Origin of the sequence: Weissella cibaria KACC 11862, from assembly GCF_000193635.1 — a bacterium.
GTDB classification, from domain to species: Bacteria; Bacillota; Bacilli; order Lactobacillales; family Lactobacillaceae; genus Weissella; species Weissella cibaria.
In genome coordinates, this window is the sequence record NZ_AEKT01000016.1 from 32,691 (window position 1) to 58,660 (window position 25,970).

At 45.5% G+C, this 25,970-nt stretch carries 23 protein-coding genes and 1 other annotated feature; of the genes, 4 read left to right on the forward strand and 19 right to left on the reverse strand.

Features of this window, described 5'->3' with window-relative positions; all coding sequences use genetic code 11:
* Positions 1–72 precede the first annotated feature (72 nt).
* Positions 73–1,149, reverse strand: a complete 1,077-nt coding sequence (locus ESE_RS0102810) for a hypothetical protein (RefSeq protein ID WP_010370911.1) — start codon at positions 1,147–1,149, stop codon at positions 73–75.
* A gap of 554 nt (positions 1,150–1,703) precedes the next feature.
* Positions 1,704–2,546 (reverse strand): hypothetical protein, encoded by an 843-nt coding sequence (locus ESE_RS0102815; RefSeq protein WP_010370915.1) that lies wholly within the window; start codon positions 2,544–2,546, stop codon positions 1,704–1,706.
* 573 nt (positions 2,547–3,119) lie between these two features.
* On the opposite strand from ESE_RS0102815, the gene ESE_RS0102820 reads away from it, so the two are divergent.
* Both ESE_RS0102820 and ESE_RS0102825 read left to right on the forward strand, forming a co-directional pair.
* Complete coding sequence (locus ESE_RS0102820; protein ID WP_010370918.1) at positions 3,120–3,464, forward strand: hypothetical protein; 345 nt, start codon at positions 3,120–3,122, stop codon at positions 3,462–3,464.
* Entirely contained in the window at positions 3,461–3,760 is a 300-nt protein-coding gene (locus ESE_RS0102825; protein WP_010370921.1) for a type II toxin-antitoxin system RelE family toxin, read from the forward strand. The genes ESE_RS0102820 and ESE_RS0102825 overlap by 4 nt, the downstream gene beginning before the upstream one ends.
* 359 nt (positions 3,761–4,119) lie before the next feature.
* On the opposite strand, the gene ESE_RS0102830 is transcribed toward ESE_RS0102825, so the two are convergent.
* From ESE_RS0102830 to ESE_RS0102895, 13 genes are all read right to left on the reverse strand, one after another.
* Complete coding sequence (locus ESE_RS0102830) at positions 4,120–4,875, reverse strand: PspC-like choline-binding domain-containing protein (protein ID WP_010370924.1); 756 nt, start codon at positions 4,873–4,875, stop codon at positions 4,120–4,122.
* Between the two features lie 401 nt (positions 4,876–5,276).
* Positions 5,277–6,086: a Cof-type HAD-IIB family hydrolase gene (locus tag ESE_RS0102840; RefSeq protein WP_010370930.1), complete on the reverse strand. Its 810-nt coding sequence runs from the start codon at positions 6,084–6,086 to the stop codon at positions 5,277–5,279.
* A gap of 58 nt (positions 6,087–6,144) precedes the next feature.
* Positions 6,145–6,636 (reverse strand): hypothetical protein, encoded by a 492-nt coding sequence (locus ESE_RS0102845; RefSeq protein WP_137636371.1) that lies wholly within the window; start codon positions 6,634–6,636, stop codon positions 6,145–6,147.
* A 29-nt stretch (positions 6,637–6,665) separates the two neighbouring features.
* On the reverse strand, positions 6,666–7,775 hold the full coding sequence (locus ESE_RS0102850) for an ATP-binding protein (RefSeq protein WP_010370937.1): 1,110 nt from the start codon (positions 7,773–7,775) through the stop codon (positions 6,666–6,668).
* 153 nt (positions 7,776–7,928) lie between these two features.
* Entirely contained in the window at positions 7,929–9,800 is a 1,872-nt protein-coding gene (locus ESE_RS0102855; protein WP_010370940.1) for a S9 family peptidase, read from the reverse strand.
* Between the two features lie 23 nt (positions 9,801–9,823).
* Positions 9,824–10,723 carry a MetQ/NlpA family ABC transporter substrate-binding protein gene (locus ESE_RS0102860; RefSeq protein WP_010370942.1) on the reverse strand — a complete coding sequence of 300 codons (900 nt, stop codon included), beginning with the start codon at positions 10,721–10,723 and terminating at the stop codon, positions 9,824–9,826.
* Between the two features lie 98 nt (positions 10,724–10,821).
* Positions 10,822–11,092: a binding site (T-box leader), on the reverse strand.
* A 53-nt stretch (positions 11,093–11,145) separates the two neighbouring features.
* Entirely contained in the window at positions 11,146–11,295 is a 150-nt protein-coding gene (locus ESE_RS12250) for a hypothetical protein (protein WP_010370945.1), read from the reverse strand.
* A gap of 124 nt (positions 11,296–11,419) precedes the next feature.
* Positions 11,420–12,376, reverse strand: coding sequence for a sugar kinase (locus ESE_RS0102870; protein ID WP_010370949.1), 957 nt, complete (start codon positions 12,374–12,376; stop codon positions 11,420–11,422).
* 1 nt (position 12,377) lies between these two features.
* Positions 12,378–13,040 (reverse strand): bifunctional 2-keto-4-hydroxyglutarate aldolase/2-keto-3-deoxy-6-phosphogluconate aldolase, encoded by a 663-nt coding sequence (locus tag ESE_RS0102875; RefSeq protein ID WP_010370951.1) that lies wholly within the window; start codon positions 13,038–13,040, stop codon positions 12,378–12,380.
* Positions 13,041–13,065: 25 nt separating this feature from the next.
* Entirely contained in the window at positions 13,066–14,472 is a 1,407-nt protein-coding gene (gene uxaC, locus ESE_RS0102880) for a glucuronate isomerase (RefSeq protein ID WP_010370955.1), read from the reverse strand.
* A 2-nt stretch (positions 14,473–14,474) separates the two neighbouring features.
* Positions 14,475–15,596, reverse strand: a complete 1,122-nt coding sequence (gene uxuA, locus ESE_RS0102885) for a mannonate dehydratase (RefSeq protein ID WP_010370958.1) — start codon at positions 15,594–15,596, stop codon at positions 14,475–14,477.
* Positions 15,589–17,250: a mannitol dehydrogenase family protein gene (locus ESE_RS0102890; RefSeq protein WP_029237439.1), complete on the reverse strand. Its 1,662-nt coding sequence runs from the start codon at positions 17,248–17,250 to the stop codon at positions 15,589–15,591. Before ESE_RS0102890 ends, uxuA begins: the two co-directional genes overlap by 8 nt.
* Positions 17,251–18,801 (reverse strand): MFS transporter, encoded by a 1,551-nt coding sequence (locus tag ESE_RS0102895; RefSeq protein ID WP_010370964.1) that lies wholly within the window; start codon positions 18,799–18,801, stop codon positions 17,251–17,253.
* Positions 18,802–19,108: 307 nt separating this feature from the next.
* On the opposite strand from ESE_RS0102895, the gene ESE_RS0102900 reads away from it, so the two are divergent.
* Positions 19,109–19,780 (forward strand): GntR family transcriptional regulator, encoded by a 672-nt coding sequence (locus ESE_RS0102900; protein ID WP_010370967.1) that lies wholly within the window; start codon positions 19,109–19,111, stop codon positions 19,778–19,780.
* Between the two features lie 105 nt (positions 19,781–19,885).
* Here the strand turns inward: ESE_RS0102900 and pgmB are convergent, their stop codons facing one another.
* From pgmB to ESE_RS0102915, 3 genes are read right to left on the reverse strand one after another with little or no spacing between them, the layout of a single operon-like run.
* Complete coding sequence (gene pgmB / locus ESE_RS0102905) at positions 19,886–20,557, reverse strand: beta-phosphoglucomutase (protein ID WP_010370970.1); 672 nt, start codon at positions 20,555–20,557, stop codon at positions 19,886–19,888.
* A 1-nt stretch (position 20,558) separates the two neighbouring features.
* Positions 20,559–22,823 carry a glycoside hydrolase family 65 protein gene (locus ESE_RS0102910; protein ID WP_010370972.1) on the reverse strand — a complete coding sequence of 755 codons (2,265 nt, stop codon included), beginning with the start codon at positions 22,821–22,823 and terminating at the stop codon, positions 20,559–20,561.
* 15 nt (positions 22,824–22,838) lie between these two features.
* On the reverse strand, positions 22,839–24,161 hold the full coding sequence (locus ESE_RS0102915) for an SLC45 family MFS transporter (RefSeq protein ID WP_010370976.1): 1,323 nt from the start codon (positions 24,159–24,161) through the stop codon (positions 22,839–22,841).
* A gap of 223 nt (positions 24,162–24,384) precedes the next feature.
* Here ESE_RS0102915 and ESE_RS0102920 point away from each other — a divergent pair, with 223 nt between their 5' ends.
* Entirely contained in the window at positions 24,385–25,317 is a 933-nt protein-coding gene (locus ESE_RS0102920) for a LacI family DNA-binding transcriptional regulator (RefSeq protein WP_010370979.1), read from the forward strand.
* Positions 25,318–25,361: 44 nt separating this feature from the next.
* Here the strand turns inward: ESE_RS0102920 and ESE_RS0102925 are convergent, their stop codons facing one another.
* Entirely contained in the window at positions 25,362–25,928 is a 567-nt protein-coding gene (locus ESE_RS0102925) for a hypothetical protein (protein ID WP_010370981.1), read from the reverse strand.
* Positions 25,929–25,970: the final 42 nt, after the last annotated feature.

The window sequence follows — 25,970 nt, forward strand, 5'->3', positions numbered from 1 at the left end:
GACTTATTTTGGTACATCTACTGAAATTCAGATATCAGAAGATGTATTAATTAGTCTAAAAATTGTTCTAGCTTAATATACCGATGTTGCACTTGGACGGTAGTAAACCCACTGTCCAGTACGCAATTGGAACCCTACACGTAAATCTTGTGTCATTATCGTGTTAGGCACTCGGAAGTACAAGGCGTTACCCGCTTTATTATTAATATAATAGTCAAAATACGGTGTAAATCCCCCACTCGTCCAAGCAGCATTATCATCATTACCGTATAACTTCGTTGTTAATGTGGCCTGGTTATACCCGTTTAAATACATCAACCGATCAGATTGTACGGATAGCGGACTCATAATGTTTGCACCATCCTTAGTAGACAGACGAACGGCAATTACTTGATCAGTATCTATCTTGTCTACTGGTACCGATAACCAAGCATTTCCGGCTGGAAGCGTTAGTTGTTGCGCTCCGAAAAGGTACGTATTGCGCCACTTGTTATAGTTGGATTGCTGGTTGTTCGCCAAATAATCATTCATCGTCCGTGTGCTAGTTGCGCGATAACCCGGATTTATCAACTTAAGAACACCCCAAGTATATTGATCATTAGAAAAACCGACTGAATTATTATCCAATGTTGTCGCTGTACCAACCGTTACCGGGTTCTGCAAGGTTCCCTTATTTGCTAACACATTAAAAGTTCGAGTTACATTTCCCTTTACAACAAAACGTTGCGCGGCCGGACGGATGTATCCAGCAACAGTTGGCGCATCATTAAAGTTTTGGTTGTAATAAGCTCTCACCGTCTTATTTGCCAAATACATATGCGTCACTGTGTTATAAAAACGGTTCGTAACCGTAAATTGTTTAGGTGTGTAACCGATCGTTTTAGTTTGTGAATACGCCACTTTGAAATTTGTTGTACGCGGTGTATTGTACCCATAAATTGCCGAGTAGCTCTTAACCGCCTTAGCATTTTTGTTGTATGTGACTTTTTGCGTACGTAGAACTGCTCCGGTCCGCGAATCAACCATACGATACGTTACGCTCACCTTAGGCACTGGCTTATACTTAGCATTCGCTGACACATTAGTCTGTCCAGCAAACATAGCCAAGCTACTAATGGCGATCATCCCTGAAAAAATAGCTTTCTTCATTTCTCTCTCCTATGTAACATAGATTCTCTTTTCTCTTATCAGCTTAAGAATAACTTAAACCAACTTTTTAAGTTTAAACTAGGCTCAGTGTTTTTTCTACACAAGATTAAATAAAATTCAACTCAAATTGCATACTAAAGAGGTCTTTTTTACTGGATAAATCAATACAATTAATCAGAAAATTTATACTTCTATATTCGAATGGACTCACATAACAAACAACGCCTATCCAACAGGACAGGCGTTAGAATGCTGGTTATACGAGCATTAAACACTCATAAGAAAGATGTGATTGATTCATGTAACTCACCAGTCACTTATAAGCAGTTGGTTAATCTGCATCTAAAAATATATGAAAAAAATATCATTTACAATCATTTTTTATCGAATTGTTTACAAAATAATGTTTTTCAGGTTTAAAAACGGGGAAATAAAACCAGCAATGTCATACACGAGATTTGACATTGCTGGAATGTTTGAAGTCTGATTCAATTTTCAAATCGTTACTTTAGAAGTACTCATTTATTAAAAACATGAACAACCCTATGATTCACTTATCGACGAAGAGAACGTGCGGCTGAAGCAATAGCGTTTTCATTATTAACCGAGGCAGCGCCGATTGAAGAAACAATTGCTGCAGTTGATGCCGCTTGTGCAGCAATCAAACTCTTTGTGTTAGCTCGTGCAGATACAATTTGTTCGTCGATCTTTCGGATAACCACTTGTTGTTGTTGTGCCATTTGCTTCATGTTGCCATTCATGTTGTTCAACAAATTGACTGATTGACCTTGAAGTTGTTCCATTCGTTGCTGATGTGAAACCGTACTCCAAATGTTAAACCCTTCTTTCAAAGAATCAGCTCGCCCAACACGAATTAGGTCAAATACATTTGCAGCGTCAAAAGAAGTTTGCATATCGTGAGGCCAAATGGCTAGTGCGCTAGCGACTTCCTCATCATGCAAGAATTCGTTCAATAGACTTTGGTATCGATTTGATTGATTCTGCCAAAGTTGAGACTGTTCACGAGCATTGGCCACATACTCCTTTACTCCCCGAGTTTTAAACTTTGTGTAACCCCATACAATAGCGCCAGCTACCACAATTCCCAAAATTAAACCAACATATTCGACGCTTGTAGCAACAGTAATAAACATAATGTATGCGATTGCTGCAACTACCTTACTGTTTTGCAATAACAATGTTTTACCGTATGTATATTGCTTAAGAATCGCCTCACCATTTTTGATTTGAGCGCCATACTCTGCAACTTCCGCATTGGCGTCAGATATATTCTTTTCCAAATTCTCTTTTCGATCAAAAATACCATACATATATAATGCTGTGTTTTTGTCCGTTTCTGTAGGCGTTAAACCCGTCACCGTATTCTCTTCTGCCATCTCTCTAATTCCTCCAATATTAAAACAGATGATTTAGATTATACTTTAATAGTATTGTTTTATAATAAAAATCCTTAAAAAAGGCAGTCACCTTGAAGTGCAGTCCAATTATTTAGAATAAGAAAGTCACGTCACATACAAATCCAATAAAATTTGCTATTTTAGCAATCCAATTTGGCCTTTATAAAACACGTCATTTATTCAGAAATTTTAAAGAATGGATTTTTCGATCCCTTGTAATAAGACCTGGTTGTCCGTCCTATTCTAAAATCACCAGTCCAGCGACCTTGCTCATCGGTCACAGGTTCCGTATCACGTTCTATTGCCCTTAAATATTTATTCTTATTGTCGTATAAGTGTATATCCAACACCAGAATGACCATTTAACATTTTATATTGAGTACAGTAAATTCATGTATATTCTGGCAAAGTTCTATACTATCAATTTAAATGCGACGTTATATTTCTAGCGTTTGAATAACGCACTTCATTAACTTCTATCGTACGTTTAAAAGTGCTATTAGAAGTACCTTTCATGGTATAATAACGATAATCAAAAAAGGAGAGTAACTTATGGCAACTAAAGTACACGCAGACGCCATTCTCATGAGTGTGTCTGAATTAAAAAAGTCTCCAACACAGGCAATTGATAACGTTCAACATGCCACCAATACGCCCATCTACATCCTCAACCGGAATGAGCCAGTTGCAAACCTAGTATCAACTAGCTACGTTGAACGAAAAGAAATTCTTGAAGAAGAAAATTCAAACTTAACAGACCTAGTAAATGAACAGGCCTACCAAATCATCGCATTGCAACGCTTATTAAACGACAATGGAGAACGACTCTCAGATTCTGAAGTTCGTGGTGATGCCGTGAATACTGATTTATCAGAAATCGAGGATGAATGGTCATGACCAATAGTGGCCTAGCCTGGCTAAAAGAAGCAGTTTCTGACTATAAGAAACTTGACGGTTCTCAGAAAGTCCAAGTAGACAAGGGACTAGAAAAAATTAAAAATGATCCGTATAATGCCGGCAAGCCGTTAGCTGGTAACCTCATTATGCTGAGGGAAATTAAAATGAAACGACTAGGCTTAAGAATTATTTTTATGCCAACGGATGAAGGTCCAATCGTTGCAGAAATAATCGTTATCGGAAAACGCTCTGATGACCTCGCCTTCAAGCAGGCTGCTAGACGGATAAACCTTTAAACAAAAAGCAGTGCGTACCCAGAAATTTGGATGCGCACTGCTTTTTTAAGGTTCTATTCTTTTAGGTCTCGCTAAGAAATCACCAACGCCGTTTTTTATGTTTTACAAACATTCTCAAAAAAATAAAAACACCAATAGCTCAAATGTATTCGAAAGTCGATGAAAACCAGAGTTTTGACGAGCACCGTCAATGAAACAGTCAAGATTCCATTTAGAAGCGGATGCCCGTGTATAGCTTACCGTCTTAGTACCAACGGTATCCACCGTTGTACTGTGAATTGTCGTGGATGTATACAGACAGCGCCACGGCGATTCCCTTAAATTCAATCATAGGGTAGTTTAGTCAATCTGTGATTAGATTATCCCCAAACGTCCCACTTGTCGTTGTTGTTCCCACTGTCAACAACAGCACCTGGGTTGAAGTTATCACCCTTACCGTTAGCGTTAGGATCAGATGGTGTCGTTGGTTGTGCTGGCTGGGTGTTGCGCAAGAAGAATGTGCCGTTGTTACCGAAGTAGTAGTTCTTGCCACCGATGTTACGCCAACCTTGGACAGCACGTCCTTGGTTATCCGTGTAGTAGGTCATACCCCATGCATGGCGCCAACCATTGTCCTGCCGAATACCATTCTCAAACCAGTAGAAGGTACCCATGTAGAACTTAAATCCAGTGAACATCTTTCCATTTTGAACCCAGCGCCAACCAACACCAGGAACATTTACGTACGCATCTTTCACAACACCACGTGAGAAGAATGTACCGTTGTTACCAAAGTCGTACACAGTTGAACCAACCTTGTAAGTGCCCTGGACAGCACGTCCAGTATTGTCTGTGTAGTACGTCATACCCCAAGCAGAACGCCAACCTTGGTTTTGACGAACACCATTGATAAACCAGTAGTACGTACCCATGTAGAAGCGGAAGCCAGTGTATAACTTGCCGTGATCATACCAACGGTAACCGCCGTTGTATTGTGAACCATCTTTGATGTAACCGGTCGTGTGAGACGTAATGCGTGCAGCACTTGCTGCTTGCGTAGTTGCCACAGTGCTGACGCCAGCCAATGTAGCAACCACTGCTACACCCGCAACAATCTTCTTCATATCAAAACTCATATTTAACTCCTTAAACTTTATGCAGTTCTAACTAATAATAAGTCTATCAAATCATGGATTTACGTCAAGCAGTCACACACATCGTCTGTATCCAAATGAAGTATGTAAAATTCTAAAAAATCGGTAATAACACTTCTGTCATCACCGATTTTTACGACCCTTCAAATCACGTTAATCTCCAATTTTATTGTCTACCAACGCTATTGGGTATAGAGCCTTTTTTAATCACTTCTTCTCGGACTTGAACCCTGTCTTCTCAACTTTCGTCACCGACCGCAGTCGTAAGGTGGCTGTTGCAAGGTTCACAACTGTTGTCTCAAATACCAATTCAAATCCTTTCATCCCCGTACCTCCATGTCGTTATTATCAGGCCTGATACCTTTACTAACGAAATGAACCGTCTAGAATGTCGCAATTGTGTCTAATACACCGTCATGATTGTTGTCGGCGACGGTCTGGGGGAACTGCTCAAGCAAAGCAGGCGCTGCGTTGGTCATTGCAAATGGCTGGCCAACCGCCTGCAACATCTCGATGTCATTTGCGCCGTCCCCGAAGGCCATCATGTCATCAAACGTCACCCCATAGTGGTTCGCCAACGTCTGCAATCCAACTGCCTTGTTCACATTGGGCGCCACCACATCAATCATGCCGAAGCCAGACGTTGTGACGTGCGCCGTACCTGCGAGTTCGGCGTTCAACTTGGCCATAAAAGGTGTCGCTTCAGACTCGGGCCAGTTCAAAATAATCTTGATTACTGGATCAGGAATTTCCGATAAATCATCGATAAAAATCAAGTTTGGAAACTCCATCACCATATTCTGATACAATTCACCCTGACCTTTATCGGCGCGCATCATATACCCATCCGTTGCTGTGCTGTAGACGTTTCCGTGGCGTGGTGCCAAATCGTCGGCCTCAACCGTCGCCTTAACAAGTTCCAGTTGGCGTTGGTCCAAACCGTGTAAGGCTAACGTCTCGTTGTCCTTGGTGACAACTTGACCACCATTCTGGATAACATAGTCAAATCGACCGACAAACGGTGCCAAAAAATGATCCACCACGTCGCGGCTATTCCCCGTTGCTGCAACAAAATGGCCACCAGCTGCATCTAAACGATCCAATAACGCCGTAAATTTGGCAGCGTTAACTTGCTGGTGGTCATCAAAAAATGTGCCGTCCAAATCGACGGCGATTAATTTTGGTAATGTCATAAGATACCCCTCCGTACTGCCAGTTTCGCATACAAATCTGACAGATGCTAGTAATATCTTAGAATCCTTCGCGACGTAATAATTTCCCCGCGCGATCATAAACTAAAAAGGCATAACCTTGGGCGCTATCTTGGTTGTTACTGATTTTCTGGAAGCCAATCTTAATTTCTTTATCTGTATTACGACCACCCTTAGGTCCCACAAAGCGGTAACGGTCTGACGTCACAGTTTGACGGGCCTCACGTGTTGCCAACGCTACCGCATCCGCGTAGCTCTGATCAGCGTCAGTTGGCTTAGCATCAATCGTCGCCGTGGCTGTTGTCACCGACGTTGCTGATGAAGCCGATACGTCATCGGCTTGACTACTCGTTGATTGTGACGAGGCAATCGATTGACTACTGCTTGGTAATTTAGCTGCTGACAGGCTTGCCGCCACATGCTTCGTCGTTGTTGATTCATGCTTAGTGCCCTTCGCAACACCCAGCATCGCGACAACTAGCACTGCGATTGTCGCAATTCCCAGCATGACCGTATTTTTCGTTATTTTCATATCTCTTATTAACCCACGTTTTTCAATCCTTATAACCACATCGTGTAGTCATAATCGTCATGCAATTCAGATAATTCACCTAGAAAGAATTCCTTCGTGTACGGAATAGTAAACATAACTTCCCCACGTTTCGGACTAGCAATTAAGCCAAAATTCAAAAGCGCCTCGCGTGCCTGACTGAGTGCTGACGTTGTTTTTCCCATACTCTCGGCAATTGCACTTGTCGTTGCAATATCGCCATCACCCATCAATTTTGCCATGGTTTGTGCATATAGCAACCTTTGTGCTGACAATTCATGCAAAATTAACCGGTGAACATTGCTGAACATCATATCCTTCGCATAATTCTCAACGGCACTAATTGCCTCATCATCAATCACTTTTACACCTAAATCCCACAATTTAGCACCAAATAATTGAATCAAATATGGATAGCCCCGGGTTTCTTTCGCCAAGTACAACGCATGTTGTTGCGACAGCGTTATCCCGTTTTTCTGCAACTCAGTGATGTACGTTGCGGCAATTTCTTTAGGGGTCGATACGGGTCGTAATTTATATTGCTGTGACCGACGTAAAAATGTCACCGCTTTATTATTCAATAGGTCGTCCATATAGAATGACAATCCCGCCATAACCAGCATGACGTTATAGCCATCTCGAACCCAAAGTTGATACGCCTTAGCAAATTCGATCAACGTCTCGACATTAGTCTGTACTTCATCAATCGTAAACACAATCAAACGATTGCCAACTGACAATTGCTGAATAATCGGGGTGGCTTTACCATAAAAAGTCGCCAACTTCTTGTCCTGGGTCCCCAGTTTAAGCACTCCCAGATCAACACTTAAATGGACGTCTAGTTCACTAATTGTCGCCAACTCCAATGCATCCAACATAGTATCTAGTAATTTATCATCCGCCGCGGTGTTCACAAAAACCGTGTTCTTAGGAAATTTAACTCGCATCTCTTCCATCGCAGCCGTTTTACCAGTTCCCCTTGCCCCAGTCAATAACGTGGTGCGCCAAGGGCTATTGCTATTTTTGGCAGCATCTAATAAAGATCGCATTAACGTTTCCTGACCCAAAAACACATTAGGTAGTTTCCCAAAATTAGGTGAAAACGGATTTACTTTTGCCATATAAGTGGCCTCATTTCCGAATGTTTCCTCTATTATACCCCACGCCAATATATATAAGGACAAAAATTCATATTCGCATAAATATATATAGTTATATAACGAAAAACACCGTCTCTGCACACTGCTTGTGCGGAGGCGGTGTTTATATTATTGCTATGCTAGTGTCTTTTGTAGCCAATCAAACATGACGGTCAAACGAGTCTCGCGTAGGTTTGGTAAGCCATTTCGCGATACCCCATGCCAAGCTTGCGGGAACCGCACCATTTCAACCGGCGTATCTGTCAATGTTTTAATAGCTGTGTAATACATCTCGGTTTGTGCAATGGGCGTTCGGAGATCATACTCACCATGCAACATGAGCAGTGGCGTTTTCACTTGTGCGGCATACGTAATTGGTGAACGCTTAATCAATTCCTCACGACCAGCTGGCCTGTAAGGATTGGCGCCCATTTCGTCTTGCACAAAATTGTAGCCAATATCACTGGCACCGGTCAGGTGTAACCACTCGGTGACCGGCCGTTGTGAAATCGCCGCTTCGAATCGACTAGTGTGACCGATCGCCCAAGTGGTCATAAAGCCGCCATACGAACCACCGATAATGATTTGCTGACTGGCATCGATGTACTCACCAAAACGTTGCAATGCGACATCCAAGCCGGCAATCACATCACGGAAGTCTTGTTCGCCATAGTGGTTAACCACGGCGTTGATAAAGTCCTGGCCATACGTGGTTGAACCATGTGGGTTCGTGAACACCACGTTATACCCCGCTTCGGTAAAACGCTGGAATTCCCAGAAAAAGGCATCCCCATAAGCCCCATGCGGTCCGCCATGCACGTACAACACAACCGGTGCTGGACCCTCGCTTTGTGCTGCCAAGAACCAACCATCTACTGGCGAACCATCCTCGCTACTGAAGACATACTTTTCAGCCCGTGGGAATTGCAAGGTGGCATTGGCATCAAAAACAATTTGCGTGCCCTTCGTTGCTAAATCGAGCGCCAATAATTGACTGGGGTGCGCCGTATCTTGCTGTGCCAAAATGACGGTCCCTTTACCGATTGCAAAGTCCTGCAAGTATTGCGGTGTATCAAGCAACAACTGATTCGTTGTAGCTGACCCTTGATACACACGGGTGTGACCATGGAAGCCGGTTTCAAATAACCAAGTGTCATTATCCAGCCAACGGACATGTCGGGCCTGATTTTGCACCACGATATCTGAATTCGGCCCTGCTAACAATTCTTCTTGATCAAACGCAATAGTCGTTGCCTCACCATCAAAACGATACAAACTGGCAACCCGACGATTAGGATATTGGTCATCATTAGCGATGAACAACACCTGTCGCCCATCCGGCGCAATCGTCGCCTCGTGGACTTCCGCAACTTCCGTCGTCAGCGGTGTGATATCGCCGGTCTCCAGATCCAACCACCGCAAGGCTGAGCGTAACTCATCCGCATCCTCGGTAGTCGTTTGTGCAATCAACAATGCCTGTGTCGTCGTCGTGTCAGCCACTTGCACTGGCAAATCCGTCGTCAACAAACGGCGTGTCTCACCGGCAATCGTTGCCACATACACTTCGAAGTGACGTTGCTCATCAATAAAGCCACCCCCATCCGCCTTGTAACGACGCTTCGTGTAGTGGCGTACTTGTGGTCGATCACTCACCGTGTTAAATGCTTCTGCGTCTGAAACTAGGACGGCAAACACAATTTTAGTACCGTCCGGTGTGGGCGCAAAGCTCACAATTTTATGGCTTGTTTGCGTTAACTGGGTCACTTGACCATCGCCCGTGCGCCGATAAACTTGGCCCGCTTGTTGATAAAACAATGCGTGATCAGTAGCTGTTAACTGCGAAATATTTGTTGCCAACGTTGTGGCAGTTTGATTAACAATGCTAATCAAATCCGTCTGATAATCGTTCGCGATGTCATCTACATAGCTTTGCGCTGCGTATAATTGACCAGCCAGTAAAACCGGCTGTGATAGTGACCGAAGTGCCGTTAGTTGTGTTGCCCCCATTGTGATCCCCCCGTTAAATAACTTTACTTTGATGATGCCGTAGTAGCTGATGACGCGGTGTCGGCCGTGACGATCTTAGCCTTTGGGGCACCTTGCCAAGCGGCAATTTCTGTGCCGTTGTTGTGATCATTGATGTACTGACCAACTTCCTTCGTTTGGTAAGACTTTACCAACGCCTTGATGTACCACTTCTTCGCGTCATCGTGGCGCGCAGCAATAATGTTAACCCATTGATGTGATTGCTTGTTGTTCGCATTCCAAACATAAATAGCTGAGTTTGGGTTGCGCCCAGCTGCTTCTACGAAGGTTGCCGAAATGACCGCCGCGTCGACCGACTTCAAACTAGCCAATGTTTGGTCAGCCGCCAATTCCTTAACGTGCAAATGCTTAGCACTTGAGACAATATCCTTAACTGTTGGGCTCGTTACGCCAGCCTTAATCTTAATCAAACCAGCTGCTTGCAACAAGAAAAGGGCACGTGCTTCGTTGGTTGGGTCATTGGCCACAGCGACGGTACCACCGTCTGGAATGTCTTTAACTGACTTATATTTGTCAGAGTACAAGCGACCTGGGCCAAGCACCGTTTCACCAACCGGTTGCAAATTAGACTTGTGCGCCTTGTTCCAATCAGCCAAGAATGCATAGTGTTGGAACGCATTGGCGTCGATGTTCCCCTGCTTCAAAGCGGCATTTGGCTGATTGAAATCAGTAAAGGTCACCAACTTGATCTTAATGCCGTGCTTTTCACCATTCTTCTCGACAATTTTCCAAACGGCTTGGTCTGTCTTTGATGGTGAATTGATTCCGACCTTCACCGTCTTAAGCTCCTTGTGGCTATTAGCTGAGGCCACGATTGTCGTTGCGGGTACCACCGCACCAGCGACTGCCAACGTCAAAACTGCACTTGTTACAAACTTACTCATAATAATAATCCCCATGATTTTTTAATAATATATTGGGATAACCAAGTTTGCTTATTTGGCCGAATAAACAAAAAGCCCGGGAACGCTATTGCTAGCATTCCCGGGACGAAATGACTCGTGTTACCACCCAGTTTCCTTATTTGATCACCCAAATAAGCTTGAGACGTACGCCTTGTGGCCGGACTAGTCAACGGCCGCCGGATATACGCTTGCGCTATAACGGGCGCACCCGGGTACCACTTACATCACTGCTCGCAGAACCACACAGACTCAGAGACCATTTTCACAACTTGCCAAACACTAGCTTTCACCAAACGCTAGCTCTCTGCGGATTTTTCCGTTGCTACTACATCTCGTCTTCGTCGATGTTGATTATATTATGCGCGTCCTTCTAATTTGTCAACAACTTTTGTCATTGAGTTTTAATCATCTGATAATCGCGACCACATTTCTTCGTGAGAATATGTTTTCTTGCCCGTTTCAATCCATGCTTGGTACGCAGCATCCGCCGACCGCACATCTGCCCAGTCTGCTAATTTTTGTCCATCATTATGCAAGCCTTCATACGCCATTACACCGACCTCTTTCTTAAACATATAATTAATTTAATTATAACAAAAACAAGTGTCTATACGACGTAGCTCATGTGATGACGTACCATTTATATTTTATTGGCAAACTGATGAAGTTACGTCATTAAACGGGTTGCGCCATAAACGCTTCAAGTTCAACTAGTGTTGGGTATCCGTCATTATCGCCGGCTGCCTGCACGGCCATTGCACCAACCGCATTGCCCCGCTGCACCGCATGGTATAAATCAAGACCATCCAGTAAGCCGGTGATTACCCCCAGGGCAAAGCCATCGCCTGCACCAACAGTATCAATCACTTCAGCAACACGGAAACCCGGCACCGTCATTGTTTGCCCATCACGTGTCTTCACGAACGCGCCTGCTGGTCCCAATTTAACAATCACCGTATCTGTGACCGCCGATTGGCCAATGAAGAAATCCGCAATCGTTTCCGGATCGCGCGACCCCATCAAGATTTCACCTTCGTTAATTCCTGGCAAAACAATATTGGCCATCTTGGCAAACTGGTTCGTTGTCGCCACCATCTCTTCAGTGGTTTCCCACAGTGCCGGTCGCAAATTTGTATCAAAGATTTTCACAATTTCTGGGTGCATCGCCAAACGTTGGCAAAGTGCTAACGTTGTTTCGCGTGCCGTTGCTGAGATGGCTGGAAATATACCAGTTAAGTGTGCAATTTTAACGCCATCTAAGTTAAGTGTCTCAATTTGGTTAGTCATCAAATTTGCCGCCGCTGAATTTTTTCGATAATTAGCAGTCGCGGGATCGCCCGCCGTGACGCGTTGCTTGAACATCAACCCAGTCGTATGCGTCGGCGTGACAACAACGTGATCTGTCCCGACATTGGCCTTCGTTAACTCAGCGCGTACAAAGTCACCGATTGGATCTGCACCAACCTGTGCGACATAGTCAACCGTGTGACCCAAGCGGGCAACGCCAACGGCCACGTTTACTTCCGCACCCGCTAAGAACTTATCATAGTTACAAGCAACTGCTAATGGCACATCAGCTTCCGTTGACGCAAAAACCGCCATTGGCTCGCCGATTGTTAACACCTCACTCATGCTAGACCCCCATTAATTCTTTTGCCGCCGTTAACTGTTGATAACGTTCAACATAAGCGCGTGCATTATCCGTTACGCCCGCATAATCATCAAATTCTGCTGGCTTTAGCAAGCTGCCACCAACACCAACGGCCACAACGCCAGCTGCAATCCAATCGCCCATGTTATCCAAGTTCACACCACCAGTTGGCATGATGTTAACCTGTGGCAATGGCGCCTTAACCGCCTTAACCATTGACGGTGATGCCTCAGAACCTGGGAACAACTTCACGATGTCCACCCCATATTCAAGTGCCGCTTTCATCTCAGTAATGCTCATCGCCCCAGCCATGTAAGGGATTTGGTAGAGGTTGGCCATCTTGGCTGTTTCAACATCAAAGAAGGGACTCACCACAAATTCCGCCCCGGCCAAGATTGCCAAACGGGCAGTCACCGCATCCAACACCGTCCCACAGCCGACAATGACGTCGGTACCACGATACTTGTCGACCAAGTTTTTAATGCAGACGTCCGCTTGCGGTACTGTAAAAGTCAATTCAATCCCCTTAATGCCACCGTCGACCAAGGCGTCGACGATCAACTCTGCCTTTTCAACTGACTCGGCTCGGACCACGGCAATCACACCAGCTTGTTGCAACTTGTTTAGAATGTTCAAACGCTTCATTGTTTTCCCTCTTTAGTAAAGTGTATTAAATATCAAAATAATCATGGGCATTTTGCCCGGCAATCTCGGTCACAATTTGGCCGAGATACGCCATGTCATCAGGCACCTGGCCATTTGCCACCCAATCGCCAATTACGTCGCACAGGATGCGGCGGAAATATTCATGACGTGGATATGACAAGAAACTCCGTGAGTCCGTCAACATCCCCACAAAATTAGCAAGTAATCCCTGGCTCGCCAATAATTTGAGTTGCTTCACCATCCCATCGTGCGTATCATTAAACCACCATGCTGCCCCAAACTGCATTTTCTGCGTGGGGCCTTCTTGGAATGAACCTAACAACGTAACCAACTCTAACCAGTCCTTATCATTCAATGAGTAGACAACGGACTTTGGCAAAATGCCTTGGCGTTGTGCCTCTTCAAATAGTAAGCGCATCTGGTCCGGCATGTCGGCCTGTGTCCCAACCGAGTCACCGCCAACGTTTGGCCCAAGTTCATCAAATTGTGGCTTATTCGCTGCACGCACGGCATTGATGTGGTACTGCATTGCCCAACCATGTGCTTTATTTTGGCGCATCGCGACCTGCAAAAAGGCGGTTGTGTACTGTGCAATTTCCAACTCCGTTAACGGCTCATTTGCGAGTCCCTTGGCAAAAATATCCTCAATCTCAGCCGGCGTTGCGGCTGCATAATGATACGTATTTAGGCCATAATCTGAAATACGTCCCCCCAGTGCATGGAATGCCTCAAAACGTTGATCCAACGCCGTTACCAAACTGGCGAAGCTATCGATGGCAATCCCACTTACCGCTGCCAGCTTTTCCATGTACAATGCGAAATCTAGTTGTTCGATGGCCATGGCAACATCTGGACGCATCCCCGGCAATACACGAAAAGCATCTTCTTCATCAGCCAACAATTGGTGATAATACAAGTCATCAGCCGGGTCATCCGTCGTGACAACAACAGCGACATTCGACCGCTTGATTAACTCACGTGGTGTGAATGCTGGATCGGCCAACAATTCATTGGCACGGGCCCAAATCTGCGGTGCCGACTGGCGGTTCAGTACCTCATGGATGCCGAAATAACGGCGCAATTCAAGGTGTGACCATTCAAACAGTGGATTACCAATCGCGCGCTCTAACGTACCTGCCCAAGCCACAAACTTGTCATAGTCATCACCGTCACCCGTAATCAGACGTTCTGGCACGCCGTTTGCGCGCATAATCCGCCACTTATAATGATCACCAACTGTCCCCTCACTCAACCATAACCGGGTCAAGTTGGCCGGTTGTTGATTATCATAAATTTCTTTTGGGCTCAAATGACAGTGGTAATCCACAATCGGCTGATCAGCCGCGTACTCGTGATAAAGACGCTGCGCCACTGTCGTTTTAAGCATAAAATTATCATCTAAAAATGCCATGCTTACACCATCTCAAATTCTTCGGTCATGACAACCGTTTCCGTTGTATCAGCTGATCCTTTTGCCAATGCTTCCAACAAACCGTTTAAGTATGATAGGCCCAAGGCACGGTCGTACAACCCATAACCAGGTCGCCCGACTTCACCCCAGATATCACGGCCGTGGTCCGGACGCATGTAACCATCGAAGTTAACGTCATGCAACGCCTTCATGATTTCATACATATCGAGTGAACCTTCTGCAGACAAGTGGGCTGACTCGTGGAAATCACCGTTGTCACCCATGAACTTGATATTACGCGCATGGACAAACGGAATCTTGTCTTGTGCCCCAAACTCACGAATAATCGCTGGCACATCATTCGCTGGATTCTCACCAAGCGAACCCGTGCAAATTGTGAAGCCATTGTAAGGACTGTCCCACATAGCAGCGATTCGTCGCAAATCAGCTGCGTTCTTCACAATCCGTGGCAAGCCAAACAATGGGCGTGGTGGATCATCCGTGTGAACGGCCATTTTGATATCCATCTCCTCACATGTTGGCATGATAGCTTGCAAGAAGTACGCCATGTTGGCCGCCAACTTGTCCTCGTCAACATCGGCATAGGCATCGAACAGGCTCTTCAAATCTGACAAACGTTCCGGTTCCCAACCTGGTAAGGTAAACCCTTCTGATTGGCTCGTCACCATATCAAGCGTTTCTTGCAATGTCCCCTGGACCATTTCATGACGGTAAGCCAAATCAGTCGAACCGTCTGGCAACTCAAAACGCATATCTGTGCGGACCCAATCGAAAACTGGCATGAAGTTGTAGCAAATCACCTTAATGCCATATTCTGCTAAATTGCGAATCGTTTGCTTGTAGTTTTCAATATATTGGTCACGCGTTGGCAAGCCAATTTTGATGTCATCATGAATGTTAACCGACTCAATCACTTCTAACTTCAAACCGGCTGCCTCAACTTCATCCTTAAGCGCCTTGATACGCTCCTTGGGCCAAACTTCGCCAACAGGAATATCAAACAACGCGCCGACCACCTGCTCACACCCAGGAATTTGACGAATGTACTTGAGCGGAATTGGATCATCTTGTGAACCGTACCAACGAAATCCCATCTTAACCATAACTTACTACTCCTTCTGCAACGTCGTATCGACCGTACGCTGCCAATGCATTATGCAAGGTGCAGGCAACCGCGCCTTCACCACTCAACAATTGGGCCAAGTCATTTTCAACCCGCACACCCAAACCAACTTCATATAAATCAACGCCAAAGATTTGTTCATCTTGCAAGATATCAACCACGACATCATGCAAGTTACCGGCATAACCAAGATGTAACGGCGCAACCTTTGGTAGCAGCGTCGCCAACAACGGATCAGGACTCAAAGCCATTTGCTGCCCGTTATCATCGACCGCCATCAAGTAACGCACCCAAGCAGCTAGCGTCAACGGAATGAAGACCAAATCATTCACATCCCGGTGCTCATCGGCAACATAAGCCTTGATCGTCTCGCCAAAGCGAATCGATAACTTTTGTGACGTATCCGTGGCAATTCGTTGCGGTGTGTCCGGAATGTACGGATTTGGCAACCGCTTATTAATCACTTCATCAATAAATTGTTTTGGTGAGATGATGCCTGGATCAGTCACAACAGGTAATCCTTCAACGTAGCCAATGTTTTGAATCAACTTCAATAAGTCGACATTTTTCATTTCTTCGGCGATTGAATCGTAATTTAACAATGATCCAAAAATAGCTAAAGCCGTGTGCAACGGGTTCAAACTCGTCGTTACCTTCATAGCATCTGCGTCGTTCACCGTCGCCCGGTCAGTTAAGAACACCCCGGCTTTGGTAAAATCAGGTCGGCCATTTGGGAAGTTATCCTCGATAACCAAATAATGGACTTCCTCAGTATTTGCAAACGGCGCCACGTTGGTGCCCTTCGGCGTACGAATCAACTCCGTATCAGCAAAGCCGATTGCTTGTAACGCTTCAGCCACCGACGCAGCCGGATTTGGCGTAATGCGATCAATCATCGACAACGGGAACGTAACATCCTGATTAAGCCACGTCATGAAGTCTGCGCCCACAAAACCATTCGTTTCCCACATCTTGGCAATGGTTTGCATCGTTTCACGTAACCGGTCACCATTTTGCGAAAAGTTATCCGTGCTAACCATTGCAATCGGTGTCGCATTGGTTTCAAAACGGTGCAATAGTAACGCGGCCGTCGCAACCATGTTATTACCTGGCGCAGTAGTGTGTGGGTCTGTCGCCAAATCAGCCAAAACTTGATTAGTAAAATACCCGTCTGGTTGGCGCAGATTGTAGCCTTTTTCTGTAATCGAGAACGTTGCTAATTGCAATGATGGCTTGGCAAAAATAGTCATCATCGTCTGCCAATCGGCTTTGTGATCGCGATTAAAAGTATAGCTACCCGAAACCGAGGCAATTAGCTCGCGCTTCAATGAGCCGTCCGCCTTCATCGTGACGTTCAAGTGGCGATTATCAAAACGTCGGTACACATCTTGAATCACGGCATCATCGTAGGTTTCGGCAACAATCACGCCAGCCGGCAATTCACCAGCAGCAACTAATTTCTGGGCCACTTCCGAGTGAAAACCACGGAATAAATTACCACCCCCAAAGTGCACCCACGTTGGGGTCACCTTAGCGGTCTTTACCAAGTCAACTTGGTCAAACGTTGGCACTTCAATGCCCATCGTAGTGAACGCTTCTCGTTCTGTCATATAGTTATCAGTTAGTTTCATGATTTAATCTTCCTCAATGTCTACGCGAGCCCGCGCTGTTTTCACTGTTGGGACATTTTTGTCATCCCAAACATCGTCATAATCAAAACCAGTTAGTGCTTCAACCACCGCACGAACCTTTGGTGTGGCGTCTGCTTTCGCACCGCCAGCCTTCAAACGATCAATTTCGGCCACGACAATACCGTGCGTTTCACGGTTCAATTGCAATGTCATCGCAAATGCACCCGCAATCACCAACAATCCACCAGTTCCAATCACCAAAACACCAGCAATTGTGTTTTGAGCAGCGAGGCTTTGCGTTGTTTCACCAGCAATGTAACCGCCCTTTTCCAAAATGACACCGACGGCAAATGTTGCCACAGCCACCGTTGACTTACGAACAAAGGTCATCACCGCCGCGAAAATTCCCTCACGGTGCTGCTTCGTCAACAATTCATCCAAATCCGGAATCAACGGAAAGACGTTCCAAGGCGTAAACTCCAGCGTGGCGCGACCGATTTGGTAAACCAAACCGATTCCCAGCAACCACATCAACATGTTTTCGGGACGCAATTGGAATACGGCATAGAAGGCAACCAGCATCAGCAACATCAAACTGTAAGCTGATAAGAACAAGAACTTAGGGCCCTTCTTCACCATCAAGACCCCGGCCCCAATCGTGACAAAGATACCAACGAAGCTCAACGACAAAATGTTAGCTGAGTCTGTTACCGTCAAGCCCAAGCAAGACACCACAAAGTAAGCAAAAATGGTGTTAAAGACGTCCTTACCGGTGAATGAGAACAAGTAAATGGCCAAGTGCTTGCGGAATGAACGGATGCGCAACGTTGAGAGGTAATCCTTGATTTCCTTTTGGACGGTCTGGATTGGGTTCAACTTTGGACGCTTGTTAAATTCAGCAATCATCTCTTCCGTCACTTCACGCTCCCACGTATTCATGTTTGTAATGAAGATCGCGGCCGCAAAGATTGCAGCAAAAACTAATGCGTTAATGAAGTACGCTGACGCATTGTTTTCACCCAACAAGCGAATGACTTGGCCCGGTACGAAAGTCGCCATAAATGTTCCAGCGGCTGAAATGAACATCCGCGCTGATGACAACTTGGTACGGCTGGCATAATCCTTGCACATTTCAGTTGGGAGTGTTTCCCATGGAATCAAAACAAAGGCGGCAATAATCTCAAACAACAAATAAACCACTAGGTAGTACAGAAACGCCATGTTTGGGATCCACATCAGCACATAAGCAAACATGAGTGGTGCGCCAATCGTTAAGAAGAAATGACGGCGACCAAACCGCTGACCTAAACGGGTCCGATAGAAATTGTCGGTAAGACTTCCCATTACCAACGACGTCACCGCATCAACGATTCGGGCGATTCCAATAATTGTGGCCCCCTGAATGGCAGTCAACCCAGCAAACGTTGTAAAGAAATACAACAAGAATGCGCCGATGATGGTAAAGGCACCACCTCCCATCAAATCCGGCAACCCATAAGCAACTGCTCGACCTAATGTGATCGGCTTAGCTTGGTAAATACGTTTTTTTGACATATCGTCACTCCTCAAAGTAAAATCAACCAAATAATCTCAGAAACTGATATATTAGTTTCAACACAAAGAATTGTAACCGTTTGCATTTTCCGTGACAACTTGTTACTGAATTCACATAATAAATAAGTGCACACTGAAACTGTCAGTCATTTTCCAGTGAAAACGTATATACAGGTCATGCCATGCTCGGTTATAATGTATTCGTTCTTATATTCCGGATTGTGAAAACAGTATCAAAATCAACGAAACAGTTCATAATTTGTTTGCAATTCACCCAAAAACCAAACACTAAACTAGGAGTATCGCCATGCCGACGACACGAAAAACTCACACTCCCCTACAAAGCGACCAAGCGTATCACCTGTTGCGCCAACAAATTCTGACCTTCGACTTGGTACCAGGTCAAAAAATTTCTGAAACCAAGTTAACTGCTGATTTGCCATACGGTCGGACGCCCATTCGAGAAGCCATCTTGCAACTAAAATCTGAAGGTTTACTCACTGTGGTGCCGCAGTCCGGTACCTACATTGCGAAAGTTGACTTACAAATCGCTGAACAAGCTCGCTATGCCCGCGAACAAATTGAACCGCAAATCATGCGTGATGCGTTAACCCGTTTAACACCGGCTGATTTAGATTGGTTGGATAACTTATTAGTTGAACAAGCGACTGATGCAAACGAAACCGCGACCTTTTTTGCCCGGGACGAGGCGTTTCACCAATTTTTCTACGAGCGAACAGGCCACGAATTACTGTGGCGCTGGTTAAAAGATTTATCGAAACAACTCGACCGGTTTCGCTGGTTACGAGTGGCATCGCAACGCTTAGATTGGCAAGCGTTGATTGCTGAACACCAAGCAATCTTAACCGCGTTGCGTCATGATGATGCTGACACGGCATACCGCATCGCACACACCCACTTACAGCACATGATTGCTGATCAACTGGCCGTCATTGCTAGTTATCCTGATTATTTTTGACATCACAGTAAAAGGCCGTCAGTCTCCGCAATGGAAACTGGCGGCCTTTTAGTGGCAAAACTTATTTGAGTGGTTTATTTTTTTGAGATTATCAACCGTTGTGAGTTAATCAAGTTTTGCCGCAATGTTAGCTAAGGTGACCTCAGCTGTGCTAGCAAAATTAAGGTCCGCTGCCGCAAGGACGGTCGCATCCCCAATTCCCAACGAAACTTCACCGGCCCCGTTGATTGACGCAATTCCGGCTGCCGCATCTTCTAAGCCAATGACTTGGTCTGGTGGCAAGTTTAAGATTTCAGCTGCGCGGACAAAAATTTCTGGATCAGGCTTACCGGCATGTAGCGTCGCTGGGTCAACAATCCCGACAAAACTATCCGTTAAGCCCAGTCGATCCAAGATAAACGGTGCGTTTTTTGAAGCTGACGCCACACTCGCCCGGTAGCCCTTATCGTTAAGTTCCTGAATAAACGCGGCAATCCCTGGCAAGATATCATCCGGTGTTAAATCAGCGATGAGCTCAACATAGTGTTCGTTCTTCCAAGCGGCAAAGCCTTCTTTTTCTGCTTGCGTATACGCATTTTCCTTACCGCCAGCTTGCAAAATCATTTCGAGACTGCCCATGCGGTCAATGCCCTTCAACGATTCTTGCAGCTCCGGCGTCCAAGTCACTTGGAGTTGTTCCGCCAAATGACGCCAGGCAATCGTATGAAATTTAGCCGTGTCCGTAATGACACCGTCCAAATCAAACGCAAACCCCTTAATGTCTGCAAATTTAGTCATCTTATTGCACCTCCAATGCGACGGTTTCGCCTGAGACGTCAATCGTCAGTGGATCACCAGAAATTAACGTTACTTGCGCACCATCGTGATCGACGGCCACCTCAAGCAAACGCTCACGGAACATGAAGCGGAACTTATAACCGTCCCACTCAGCTGGCAAGAATGGGTCAAAGTGCAATTGTTCATCACGCACACGCATACCAGCAAATCCTTGGACGATCGACAACCAAGCACCAGTCATTGACGTGATGTGCAACCCGTCAGACGTATCGTTATTGTAGTTATCCAAATCCAAACGCGCCGTGCGTTGATAGAATGCCACACTCTTTTCGGGCATCTTCAAGTCAGCTGCTAAAATAGCGTGAACCGATGGTGACAATGATGATTCATGCACCGTAAATGGCTCGTAGAATTCATAATTATCTCGCTTTTGTTGCTCGGTGAAGGCATCTGGGAAATAATACATCGCATGCAATGTATCTGATTGCTTGATGTACGGTGAGCGCAAGATGCGATCCCATGACCAGTGCTGGTTGATTGGTAATTGTGAGGCATCCAAATCACGAACCGGAATTAATTCCTTATCGAGGAACGTGTCATGGGCGACAAAGATATGCCGATCCACATCATTGACATCCTTCACATCAGCTTCAGGCAAATACATTTTGTCGACAATTAATTGCCATTGCACCTTTTCTTCTGCCGAAATGGCCAACTTTTCCTGATAAGTTGATGTAAACGTGTCTGCATTGTCCAACGTGTATTGCAGCACCCACTTGGCCATCCAGTTTGTGTAGTAGTTGTTGTTAATGTTGTTTTCGTACTCGTTCGGTCCCGTGACCCCGTGAATCATGTACGCGTCGTTGCGCGCTGAATAGTGCACACGGTCGGCCCAGAAGCGGGCAATCCCCACTAGCACTTCACTACCTTCGTTTTCCAACCATGAACGGTCACCCGTCAAGTGGGTGTAGTTGTAGATAGCATAGGCAATCGTCGAATTACGGTGGATTTCTTCAAACGTAATTTCCCACTCGTTGTGTGATTCGATACCATCGAAGGTCACCATTGGGAACAAAGCACCGGCTAAATCTTGTTGTTGGGCATTGTGATAGGCCCCAGGTAGTTGTTGATAACGATACTGCAACAATGACTTCACTACGGCTGGATCGGTCACGCCCAAATAAACCGGAATCGCAAAGGCTTCAGTATCCCAATAAGTTGCCCCACCGTACTTTTCACCGGTAAAGCCCTTTGGTCCAATGTTCAAGCGTGCATCGTTACCGTAATACGTGGCAAATAATTGGAATAAGTTGAAGCGAATACCTTGTTGGGCCGCTTCGTCACCAGTAATCTGAACGTCGGCCTTTTCCCAACGTGCCGCCCAACCAGCCACATGTGCATCATACAAGTCGTCATAGGTTGCTGATGCAATGCTAGCAAAAATCGTGTCAGTCGCATGCTTAACATCCGTGTCATCTGCATAATCACGTGACGTCGTGACAATCACCCGCTTTTCAATGCGCTGTGTTGCCGCACCAACTTGCCCCGCAAAAACGTTTCCAACTTGTTTGTCTTCTTGCACGACATCAATTGCTGGCAAATCTGACACAAATCGTTGCCGGGCCGCCACGGTAAATTGGGGCACACCAAATGGATTGGGCACAGTTCGCGTCATTAAGAACGCCGTGTCGTTGGTTACTTCTGCATCAAGCACGTCCCAGAATTTTTCATCATAATTTGAATCCTCATTGACGACGTCGCCATCAATCAATGCCGTCAACTGCACATCGTGGGTCTGCCCATCAATAGCTGTGAATGACCACCGCAAATCAGCCAATTCCTTCGTCGCAACCGAGATGAAACGATCGACTTGCACCTGCACACCGTTAACCGTAAATTGACGGTGCAGGACACCTGCTTGCATATCCAAAGAGACTTCAAAATCAGTGTAAGGTACCGTTGCTAAATCAACCGTGACCCCATCAATTTGAATAATTGCTTTCACAAAATTCAACGCGTTAATCGCCTTACCAAAGTACTCTGGGTAGCCGATTTTCCACCAACCAACACGCGTCTTGTCAGGGAACCAAACGCCCCCAATGTAAACGCCTTGCAATGAGTCGCCGGAATATGTTTCTTCAAACATGCCCCGCATCCCCATATACTCATTTCCAAGTGACGTCATTGATTCTTGCAAACGCTTGTCCACTGGTTGCAACTCATGCGAGGTAATTGTCCAAGGATTAACTTCAAAAATTCGCTTCATGATATTCCCCTATTTTTAAACGTGACCACGGAGCAAACGCACCGCTGACAATGCTGCAATGATCAGAGCAATTGCAGAAACTAACAACATGTGTGGCATTGATGAACCCAACAATGGGAACAAGCCAAATGAGGCAACTGACGCCACAATTTGTGGGATCGTAATGGCCCCGTTGAACAGACCCAAATATGTGCCATTGTTCTTACCATCCAACGCATTCGTCAAAAATGTGAATGGATAAGCCAAAATTGCTGACCAGGCAAATCCGATTAACATGAATGACACTAACAAAGCCCATTGGTTGTGGACGAACAAAATTGAACCAAACCCAATCGCCCCGAGTAGCAAACTACCGCCATAGGCGAAGCACTCTTGCGCTGGCTTCACCTTAGTCAAAACCAAAGCCCAAAGTACAGCGCCAATTGATTGCACGGCACTTAACACACCGAACCAGTTACCGGCAGCTTGATAGCCGGCTGAATGCGCATCCGTTGCATGCCAAACCGTATCAGCAATCGCCCCAGTTCCGTACGTCCAAAGATATTGGAAAGCTACCCAGCTAAAGAATTGTACAACTGCCAACTTCCAGAAAATGCTTGGTGCGTGCGTCAACAAGTGCATCACGCTTTCTTTTGGCCCTTCTTCTTGAATACCGTGATACTTGGCATACGTTTCTGGATCGTATTCCTTGACGTTAATCAACGCGATGATGGTTGTAATCACCAAAACAATCGCACCAACATAGAATGAAATCGCCACTGAATCTGGAATGACGCCTGGCTTAGCCGTGTTGGCCACCCCCATCGCCGTCAATGCGAACGGGAAAATTGAGGCTAACACTGAACCAGCATTGGCTAAGAATGATTGCACTGAATAAGCGTAACCTTTTTGTTCTTCGTTAACCGTGTCGCCGACGACCATCTTGATTGGTTGCATCGCCATGTTGAATGACGTGTCCATAAACATGATGGTGATGGCACCAAAGATCAACGCGATCGTTGCTTTGAAGCCCAAGTTTCCTGCGTTTGGCAGCAAGAACATCACGATGGCTGACACAACCGTTCCGATAATCAGATATGGCATACGACGTCCAAATCGATTCCATGTCTTATCTGATAAACGGCCGATAATTGGTTGCACGAACAAGCCAGCGGCCGGTGGTAGGATAAAGAACCAACCCAGCGAGTGCGGATCAGCTCCAAGTGTTTGTAATAGTCGTCCCAAGTTTGAGCTCTGCAATGAGAACCCCATTTGTACCCCAAAGAATGCGAAACTCAACATCCAAATGGTATGTAATGGTAACGTTGGTAGCTTTTGACGAGTCCCCTCATTTGTCATTTTCGTTCCCCTTATAAAATCCATTGTGTTTTTGTTTGCAAATGTAAGCGCTTTATTTACAAATCCAACTATAGCCGACCCTAAAATCAAATGAAAGCGTTTTCTTGATGTTACCGGTAACATCTTCGCCTTCCCAGAGTGACCTTATCTCGTTCATATTTTCGTGTTATGATTGAAATAGATTGTTTTGAAAACGTTTTCATTATTTTTGAGGAGAATCATTATGGTTTCACTATTAGACGTAGCACGGGCTGCTCACGTTTCGAAAATGACCGTCTCACGCGTTCTCAACCACCCTGATCAGGTATCACCCGAGATTATTGCTGATGTCCAGCAAGTGATTGCCGAACTGGGATATGTCCAAAACCGGGCTGGTCGAGCGCTTGCCAACAATCGGCACTATAATATCGCCTTCATCTTGTTAGATGATATCAATGAAATCGAACCATATTATGCGCATTTATTGATGCATTTAACGGATGAATTACGGCACGCGGGTTACACATTGGAAATGCGGCACGATCGTAATTTTGATTTAACGAATGTGGATGGTTTCTTAGTCAGTGGCGCACGCGGGTCAGATTTTGAACTCTTACAGAGTTTAACCGTTCCTGTCGTCATTTATGGTACTGAACCGGGGATTCCGTCAGTGGATATCGACAATAAGGCCGGCACCCAATTAGCGACCAACGCCCTACTCGACGCTGGTTATGCGCGCCTGATTTATCTTGGCATCGATATGTCTGAACCATTTGCTATTAATCGTGAGGTTGGTTACCGTGACGCGATGTTAACAGCCGGTCGGACAACTGAGATTTATCATCTGCCAAATGATGAGCACGCAGCCCAAGCCTTTTTAGCTGATTTAAATCTGTGCGGTAATACCGGTATCGTGGCTGCCACGGATCGGTTGGGATTAGGGGCATTACGGGCTGGCCGTAGTCAGGGACTAACAGTACCTACTGATTTAGGGATTGTTGGTTTCGATGGTATCTACATCCATCAACTAGCGGAGTTGCCGCTTACGACGATTCAGCAACCACTTGCAACCATTGCCCAACATATGGTTGCTTTGCTCATGAAACAGTTGGCTGGCGAGACGGTAACGTCGGTTTACGTCGTACCAGAGTTACTACACGGGGCCACGACAGCCTAAAAAAGCCGGTGAGACACAAAGTCCCACCGGCTTTTTGGCTACTGTTAGCCCACAAAAATATTCTTACCCAAACTCAACATTTGCAAGTATTCTTCAGATTCACCGCCAATAATAAAGGCCGCATTACCTGAAAGCACCGTCAACTTACCAGCGTGTGAACGGGCATATACGCGATCGAATAATTCTTCTTGCAACTTAGCACGATCACCGGCTAATTGCTCCAAGTTTTCAATCACCAGGACATCATAATCGTCATAACGATCCTTGAACTTTTGCGCCCCAACTTGACCACCACGTTGACCAGCTTCATAGTCTTCCATGAATTGCTCAACTTCAACAATGGTCACACCAGTATCGAACGCTTGGTTAATCAGGCGCTCACGGAATTCGTAATTCTCACCACGAACCAAAATCATCTTCAAATGATCATTGTTCATTACTTCAGTCGCCGCACGCTTCAATTGACCTGGTACATCGTCAATATTAACGTCTTCGTGTTTAACTTCTAATAACTTTGACAACACTTCGATTTGTTGATTCAACCCGGCAACTTGGGCCTTCAAATTCAAAATGACCTGCTCAATTGCTTCTTGATGTTGTGCTTCAACCATAATTGTTGTCCCCCTATCTTAAGTAGTTTGTACCATAATCAT

Excerpts from the sequence above, each read along its gene's own strand:
- uxuA (WP_010370958.1), bottom strand. The coding sequence starts at position 15,596 with ATGGTTAAGATGGGATTTCGTTGGTACGGTTCACAAGATGATCCAATT.
- pgmB (WP_010370970.1), bottom strand. The coding sequence starts at position 20,557 with ATGACTAAATTTGCAGACATTAAGGGGTTTGCGTTTGATTTGGACGGT.
- ESE_RS0102820 (WP_010370918.1), top strand. The coding sequence starts at position 3,120 with ATGGCAACTAAAGTACACGCAGACGCCATTCTCATGAGTGTGTCTGAA.
- ESE_RS0102870 (WP_010370949.1), bottom strand. The coding sequence starts at position 12,376 with ATGAGTGAGGTGTTAACAATCGGCGAGCCAATGGCGGTTTTTGCGTCA.
- ESE_RS0102825 (WP_010370921.1), top strand. The coding sequence starts at position 3,461 with ATGACCAATAGTGGCCTAGCCTGGCTAAAAGAAGCAGTTTCTGACTAT.
- ESE_RS0102855 (WP_010370940.1), bottom strand. The coding sequence starts at position 9,800 with ATGGGGGCAACACAACTAACGGCACTTCGGTCACTATCACAGCCGGTT.
- ESE_RS0102895 (WP_010370964.1), bottom strand. The coding sequence starts at position 18,801 with ATGTCAAAAAAACGTATTTACCAAGCTAAGCCGATCACATTAGGTCGA.
- ESE_RS0102910 (WP_010370972.1), bottom strand. The coding sequence starts at position 22,823 with ATGAAGCGAATTTTTGAAGTTAATCCTTGGACAATTACCTCGCATGAG.
- ESE_RS0102810 (WP_010370911.1), bottom strand. The coding sequence starts at position 1,149 with ATGAAGAAAGCTATTTTTTCAGGGATGATCGCCATTAGTAGCTTGGCT.
- ESE_RS0102845 (WP_137636371.1), bottom strand. The coding sequence starts at position 6,636 with ATGAAAATAACGAAAAATACGGTCATGCTGGGAATTGCGACAATCGCA.
- ESE_RS0102850 (WP_010370937.1), bottom strand. The coding sequence starts at position 7,775 with ATGGCAAAAGTAAATCCGTTTTCACCTAATTTTGGGAAACTACCTAAT.
- uxaC (WP_010370955.1), bottom strand. The coding sequence starts at position 14,472 with ATGGCATTTTTAGATGATAATTTTATGCTTAAAACGACAGTGGCGCAG.
- ESE_RS0102860 (WP_010370942.1), bottom strand. The coding sequence starts at position 10,723 with ATGAGTAAGTTTGTAACAAGTGCAGTTTTGACGTTGGCAGTCGCTGGT.
- ESE_RS0102875 (WP_010370951.1), bottom strand. The coding sequence starts at position 13,040 with ATGAAGCGTTTGAACATTCTAAACAAGTTGCAACAAGCTGGTGTGATT.
- ESE_RS0102900 (WP_010370967.1), top strand. The coding sequence starts at position 19,109 with ATGCCGACGACACGAAAAACTCACACTCCCCTACAAAGCGACCAAGCG.
- ESE_RS0102815 (WP_010370915.1), bottom strand. The coding sequence starts at position 2,546 with ATGGCAGAAGAGAATACGGTGACGGGTTTAACGCCTACAGAAACGGAC.
- ESE_RS0102915 (WP_010370976.1), bottom strand. The coding sequence starts at position 24,161 with ATGACAAATGAGGGGACTCGTCAAAAGCTACCAACGTTACCATTACAT.
- ESE_RS0102925 (WP_010370981.1), bottom strand. The coding sequence starts at position 25,928 with ATGGTTGAAGCACAACATCAAGAAGCAATTGAGCAGGTCATTTTGAAT.
- ESE_RS0102840 (WP_010370930.1), bottom strand. The coding sequence starts at position 6,086 with ATGACATTACCAAAATTAATCGCCGTCGATTTGGACGGCACATTTTTT.
- ESE_RS0102920 (WP_010370979.1), top strand. The coding sequence starts at position 24,385 with ATGGTTTCACTATTAGACGTAGCACGGGCTGCTCACGTTTCGAAAATG.
- ESE_RS12250 (WP_010370945.1), bottom strand. The coding sequence starts at position 11,295 with ATGGCGTATGAAGGCTTGCATAATGATGGACAAAAATTAGCAGACTGG.
- ESE_RS0102830 (WP_010370924.1), bottom strand. The coding sequence starts at position 4,875 with ATGAGTTTTGATATGAAGAAGATTGTTGCGGGTGTAGCAGTGGTTGCT.